The following is a 6921-nucleotide window of genomic DNA, read 5'->3' on the forward strand; positions in this document are numbered from 1 at the left end:
GGTATGATCTCTATGATTAATCCAGCTGATCGTGGATGTCGTGGCGGCGGCGCTCGACCTGCGATGCATCGACGCCACCGCGGAGTTTGTCGCTCGTTACCTCGCCAACGCGCCGAATAGTCCCACCGTGATGATCGTTCGACGCTGCTGTCGAACCGACCGATCCGACCTGTGCCGCACCTCCGCTGGTGGTGCTCCCGTTAGTGGTACTCCCGTCATTCCCACCGCCGCGGATATTCTCTAATCGCTGCTGGACGTTACCGATGCGTTCACGGGAGTTTTCGTAGCGTTCGGGCGCGTTCTTCATCGCTTTCGATCCGCCCGAAATCATCGTCGACGCCGGGACGCCCTTGCGAACGAACGCCTTCGGGAAGATGATGAAAACGAAAATGAGACCGACGATAGTGAGCAGGACCGACCCGAATGCCGTTGCGATGCCAGCCTCGATGGGGTCCCACGAGAGACCGAAGAGGAATCTGAGCATCCCCGACTGCAACACGCGCAGGAAACACAGTCCGTAGAAGCTAGCGATACCGGCGTTGCCAACCCACTTGATAGACGAGACTGGTGCGAGGCGGGCGACCCAGAAGATCGGCCAGAACGCCGCGAGAATGTGAATCGCCACGTAGATCATGACGATGACCGCAAGACCGATGAGCACAAGCGTTGACTGCGTGAGCCCTAACGCACCAGTAAGGATGACGCCGACGCTGAGCTTCCCAGCGCCGGCCGCTGAATCAAGAAACTCACCCGCGGATGGAGCAAGGGATGTCGAAATTGCATCAAAGAGATGCAGCGAAGCCGGCATGACGAGCAACGCTCCGAGGAGAATCATCACGCCGTGGCCAGCAAGACGTTTCAATTCCTTCTCACGGCGGTACGGATCGGCTCGATCCATCGCAATCATGATCGCAGGGAGCAGAGCGGCTGCGGCGAACGTCATGAAGATGTAGTACGTCTCGTAGATGTCCGGCCACCAGCCGTTCTCCGGGCTGGCCCACGTGCTCGGGTCGCCGACATCGCCCGGAGCTGGGATACCGACGAAAATATCATTGAATCCGCCGACCAACTTCTTCACATTCTTCGTGACCGAGTCCTCAATGAAATTCACGAACCCGGTGAGCATTTCACCGGGTCCGGGGATGCACCCACCGGGGTTCGTCACACCGCATTTCCCACCGCCTCCACCGCTGCTGCTACCGTTTCCAGAAACACTCTGGCTAGTGTTTCCACCAGTCAGTCCGCGATTCGCTCCACCAGCGCCGGGTGAAGTCTGGTTGCGCTGATTCGACGCATCAAGCGGCGTCGTCTGGTTTGCACCGCCCCCGGTCGTATTCGACCCATTGAGCCGGCTCAGTTGCTCGCCAGAGGTGGGAGTGGATGTGGTGTTCGTCGTGTTCGTTCCGTTCCCAGCCTGTGCGCTTACCGGGTCAACGAACACTACACCGCCGGCTACACCGAGAACGACACAGAGCACTACGAGAAGAGCGGATACCTGCACTGCCGACCGACCTGAATCTGACTCAAACATCTGGATTAGTGAGAGAACAGGGTGGTTAAGCGCGGACGTAGCCGACGGCCGCGAGCGCTGCGAACGAGAGACCCTGCGCTCCCATCGGGCCGACAGCGGCAATCATCGGATCGAGCGGCGTGCCGCTGACCGGCAGTGGCATGATCATCCCGGCCCCGCCGCCGAACACGCCGACGTTGAAGTCGAAACACGAGATCGTGCTGACGCCGATGATTTCGAGGATGGCAGCAAAGATCGGCGGGGCGAACGCGGCTGCACCCGAATAGAGCGCTCCCATCAACTGGTTGTCACCCTCCTGCTGGGTTTGGGGCTTCTTCGATCCTTTCTTGTCCAGCCCGGACATTCCTCTGAAGATGGCTTTGAAGAGGAAGTAGAGGGTCGCGGCGGCGAACACGATTGAGAGAATCTGGCCGATGCCGTTGTTACAGAGCGCCTGACCGACCTGATCGAGTTGGGCCGCCGCTGGAACTGCCACCATCGACAGGCCAATCACTACGAGTCCGGGCACGCGAACGTACCGACGGAGTGTTGCTTCGCGGTCAGCATCAACCGGCGTGCGGTGATACAGCACTGCGAGGTGGGCGGCGAGTGCTGCAAAGCGTGGATACTGCTCTTTTGCTTTCTCGATGGACCGTCCAAGGCGCTCGCGGGTGTTTTCGTTTGACATAGTTGTTTCCTTGGACACCTTCTTAGGAATGGTGTCGATGCTCCACCATCTCTGCCATAACAGGGTAAGATCTATTTCAAGTGTATTTTGAACTGCATATGTTATTGACTGTTTGGGGGATGTTCGATATGGTACTTATCCAATTGATCCATAGCCTTGTGCGAATCCCTCCCAGCAGTTGAGAGATTCAGCGTGCAAGATACAGGGCGCGTATCGGTCATCCGACCTGTAGAAGAGTCTGAAGAGGAAATCACCGGAAAATAGTAATGGGACCACTGTCTTCGTCGTAACACGTAGACAAATGAGTATCAAGCGGTCAACTCTGAAGAAGCTCTGGGCTGCATCTGGGAACCAGTGCGGCTTCCCAGACTGTGAAGAGGATGTAGTAGATATGGAGCAAGAAATTGTCGTTGGCGAAATTTGCCATATCCGGGCTCAGAGTCCGGGTGGACCCAGGTATGATCCAGATTTGAATGATGACGAGGTCGATGCGTATTCTAATCTCATTCTTCTGTGTCCGACTCACCACACCTACATAGACAAAAATCCGGAAGAGTATTCGATCGAGGAACTGGAAGGTTGGAAGGCGGAGCAAGAAGAACAAGCTTCACAGGCGGCAGAGCTTCCTGACGAGCTTCTGACGGAGCTCCAACTGACTGATTCAAAACTAGAAACAGAAGTCGAAGTTTCTATCTCAAACGCTAAAGACCGGTACACACCAGAACTTCACGTTGATACAAGTGCCTCAGATATCTTCGAGCCATTGGGTAGAACCCATAGCTTTGTCGAGAATGTGGAAGGCCGCCTAAACAACTTGGATGATGAAGCAAGCAGCCTATTCACTGATAGCTATATAAATTTATTGGAGGAATCTGATAAGGATGCTTATCTAAATCTACGTGAAGCAGTAGAGGAAGTCCCAGACCTTCTCGAAGATATTGAACAAGTAACAGCGGAGATCCCTATCCAAGGACTAAGTAAAACTCTTGAACAGGCCGACGATGCAATACAGGAATTAGAGCCGGAACTCCGTAGTCTGAAAGAAGAAGCACAAGAGGAAAACGAGGCACGAGAGACAACAGAAAAGCAGACTCTCTACCATCTTCGCCAAGTCCGAAGTGAAGTTTTCAGCTTCCAGAACTTTGCTGATAGCCGGGGAATACAAGTTGCAGAAACACCCGCCCTAAAACTGCTCGGCAAAGCCGGTATGGGAAAAACACACCTGCTTTGCAATGTCGCCAGAAGTCGTGTTGAGGAGGGTTATCCTACGGTTCTGCTACTTGGGGAGAACTTCTCAGATAGAGATATCTGGACCCAGATTATCGAACGATTCGGATTGAACTGTACCACTGAAGAGTTCCTAGGTGCCTTGGACTCCCTCGGCAGATCACGAGGTGTCCGCTCCCTCATGATGATCGACGCGTTGAATGAAAGTTCCGACCCACGAATCTGGGCAAGACGACTTCCGGGGATACTCAAAAAATTACAGGACTACTCTCATATCGGGATCTGTGTCAGCTGCCGTAGTGGATACGAGGAGCTTGTGATCCCTGAAAGCGCAGATGAGGAGATGGTAGAATACACTCACGGCGGATTCAGGGATGTGGAATATGGTGCAGTTCGAAAGTTCTTCGATGCACACGGAATAGAGCACTCATCAATTCCGGTTCTAAAACGCGAGTTCCAGGTGCCATTGTTTCTGAAGCTGTTCTGTGAGAATCTGGAGAGACAGGGGCAAAGTCGGATTTCGCACGGTCCTGAAGGACTGAGCCAGATATTTGAGGGGTATATTGACGGTGTCGATGATCGTCTCTGGCGGAGATTGGAATACGATCCAAGCGATGACAAAGTGCGGAAGGCTGTCGATGCCCTAGCTCGTGAAATGGCTGAACGAGGAGAAGGTACGAAGCGTCTACCCAAGGATGAAGCTAAGAAGATCGTGAATGGGTTTTTGCCAGGTAGACGCTATCCGGAAAGTCTCTACAGGCATATCCTTAGTGAAGGTGTGATTTCCGAAGTGGTGCCGTTTGAAGAAGATGCCAGTGAATCTGTTAGATTTTCCTACGACAAGTTCGCGGACCACATGCTGGCACAGCAGTACCTAGATTTATACGTAGAAGACGATTTCGGCGAGGCTATCTCTGATAATGAGGATCTACAAGAGATATTTGAAAACCCGAATCTGTATGCAGGTCTCATTCAGGCATTTGCTATTCATCTCCCAGAACAGGGGGGCGTAGAAATATTCGAGTATCTTGGTTCAGAGAAGATACTCAAACCGTTCATCAAGAGCTTGGGTTGGAGAGATCCTGAGACCTTGACTGATTCGAACGGAAAATTGAAAGAAAGAGTTGAGGATTATCTTTGGGAAAAGATAGAGCTCCTCGATGATCTCCATGAGTTGTGGCGAGTTCTTCTTACGTTAGCAACAAGCACTGAACACCCGATGAACGCTGAGTACCTTCACAGCGTTCTAATAGATAGAGAAGTGGTTGCGATAGATTTCAACTGGTCGAAATTTCTCCATGAAGAATTCAAAGAAGAGACATCGGAAGTATTCCGTCTGATTAATTGGGGGTTCTCTCTGGAGCATGAACCGATTGAATCATGCGAGTTGAAACATCTCATGTCGATCGCTCTCTCTTGGTTCTTATCCTGCCCTAACAGGTATGTCCGGGATCGATCTACCAAGGCAATAGTGAACGTGGTAGATTCTGATCTGGAACTCTATATTGACCTGATTGAGCGTTTCCAGGAGGTGAATGATCCGTATGTTCTGGAGCGTGTCTATGCAGCAGCGTATGGTGGCGTGCTGCGTCACAGGGAGCATGAATCCGTAACTGAACTTGCGGATGTGATACACGAATTGGAGTTTGAAGATGATGATCCTACGCCGCACCTTCTAACACGTGACTATGCCCGAGGAATAATTGAACTGGCAAACAACCAGGTCGAGAGTTACGATGTAGACTTAGATAAGGTCAGACCTCCGTATGATAGCTCGTTCAGTATTGACGTACCAACTCCTGATGAGTTGCGTGAACAGGTAACTGAACGGGTGGAAGAAGCTGATACAGAGCTTGAATCACGTTTCTGGATAGGCTTAGTCGGTTCAGGCTTTGAAGGAGATGGATTCAGTGACTTTGCGAGATATGTTGTAGGAACCAATAGTGACAGCACACACGTACATGGTTACGAGTTCTCAGGTGCTGAGGCTCTCCGATGGATTACGAAGCGGGTATTCGATCTTGGGTGGCATCCAGATTGCTTCGATGATTTTGATCATTACCTAAATCGATGGTCGAACCATGGGAGGGGGACGAGAAAACCAGAACGTTTTAGCAAAAAGTACCAGTGGCTTGCTTATTACGAATTAGTGAGCTGGATAACAGATAACTGTGAGTTCTCCAACCCCACTGCAGAGAACTCTTATAGTGGTCCTTGGGCGTACTGGGACAGAAACATAGATCCCTCTGTATTAGATCCGGGGGCCAGTTCTGATCGATCTCTTGATGACGCCGTTGAGTACAACTGTCGTATTGACGATTCACCTGTTGAGGAGTGGATCGAGGACCACGAGGAATTCCCTGAATTAACACCGCTACTGGACCGTTCTGTCGATGGTGAAGAGTGGCTGCCGCTGTACGGTATGTACAAGTGGAATGCTGAGGAGGATACGGATTCACGGCTTGAGCGAGATGTATTCTGCCGAGTTGATCCAGTGATTGTCGAAGAAGATGACAAGGAGGAGTTAGTGAGCTGGATAATCGAAAACTGGGTTGAAAGCGATGAAATGAAGAGTACGTTGGTTTCGTCACCGGTACTCACTCAGACTCTCCGTGGTGAATATCCATGGCATCCTATTGTGAACGATCAGTGGGAGGAGGATGCTTCACCGATCATGGGGAGTCCTGTCGACGTCAAGAGTACTGCTCTCGACTTGCTTTGGGAAGCTGAGTATGATTGCTCTATCGATGAGAAATACGGTATGTACGCTCCGTCACCTTATCTCGCAAAATTACTGGACTTAGAATGGGTTGTCGATACGAAAGAGTTCAAGCAACAGTCACAGGACCCGGTACGGGTAGCCGATATCTCGGAAGCCGAAAAAGTGTCTGACAGGATAAATTCCCCATCTATGATTGGAGCAAGTAGCAATATTTTGGAAGCATTAGAAGGTGAAGGTCTGGAGATTGTGTGGGTAGTCCAGGGCGAGAAAAGAACTATCGCAGGGGATACGACAGGGAATAAGAGGGGTCAATCACAGATTCGGGCAGTATTCTCTCTTGATGAGGACAGTGAGTTTGTTGGAGAAGAGGCGAGCGATTTCCATAGCTGGGAATAAGACCGACTCTACAGTGGATAATTCTCAGGTAACATATTAATCAGCAGAAATGATGGTCTGACGCCGAGCAGTGAAGATTTAGGCCCTGAGGGCGCAGGAGAAAGGGGTGTTCCCGCCGGAACACCCCGACCGAGATTTTCTGCTCATCACCGGCAGTGATCTCAAGTTCCAGCCAAATGCGTCGCTCTTCCTCCGCTATATCGACAAAAATCCGATCCTCTATCCGTCTATCCCGCCGATTGCTTCCGCTGGGCCTCCGATTCAAGGAATCGTGAGGCCCGCTTGAGGTTTGTCCCGATTGCTTTCGCTATCGACGCGTTCTTCACCTTAATCGTCCCGGTGAACCGTGTTTTCTCCCCATCTTGATGATACACCTCA

The 6921-nt window shown here is 51.4% G+C and carries 3 protein-coding genes; 1 reads left to right on the forward strand and 2 read right to left on the reverse strand.

Features of this window, described 5'->3' with window-relative positions:
* Positions 1 to 16: 16 nt before the first annotated feature.
* Positions 17 to 1165, reverse strand: a complete 1149-nt coding sequence (locus tag ACQUQO_RS14130; RefSeq protein ID WP_435078712.1) for a hypothetical protein — start codon at positions 1163 to 1165, stop codon at positions 17 to 19.
* A 391-nt stretch (positions 1166 to 1556) separates the two neighbouring features.
* Positions 1557 to 2198 carry a hypothetical protein gene (locus ACQUQO_RS14135; protein ID WP_435078714.1) on the reverse strand — a complete coding sequence of 214 codons (642 nt, stop codon included), beginning with the start codon at positions 2196 to 2198 and terminating at the stop codon, positions 1557 to 1559.
* Between the two features lie 301 nt (positions 2199 to 2499).
* On the opposite strand from ACQUQO_RS14135, the gene ACQUQO_RS14140 reads away from it, so the two are divergent.
* Positions 2500 to 6543 carry an HNH endonuclease gene (locus ACQUQO_RS14140; RefSeq protein WP_435078716.1) on the forward strand — a complete coding sequence of 1348 codons (4044 nt, stop codon included), beginning with the start codon at positions 2500 to 2502 and terminating at the stop codon, positions 6541 to 6543.
* The last annotated feature ends 378 nt before the right edge of the window (positions 6544 to 6921 follow it).

It is taken from the genome of Halococcus sp. AFM35 (assembly GCF_051195015.1).
Lineage (GTDB): Archaea > Halobacteriota > Halobacteria > Halobacteriales > Halococcaceae > Halococcus.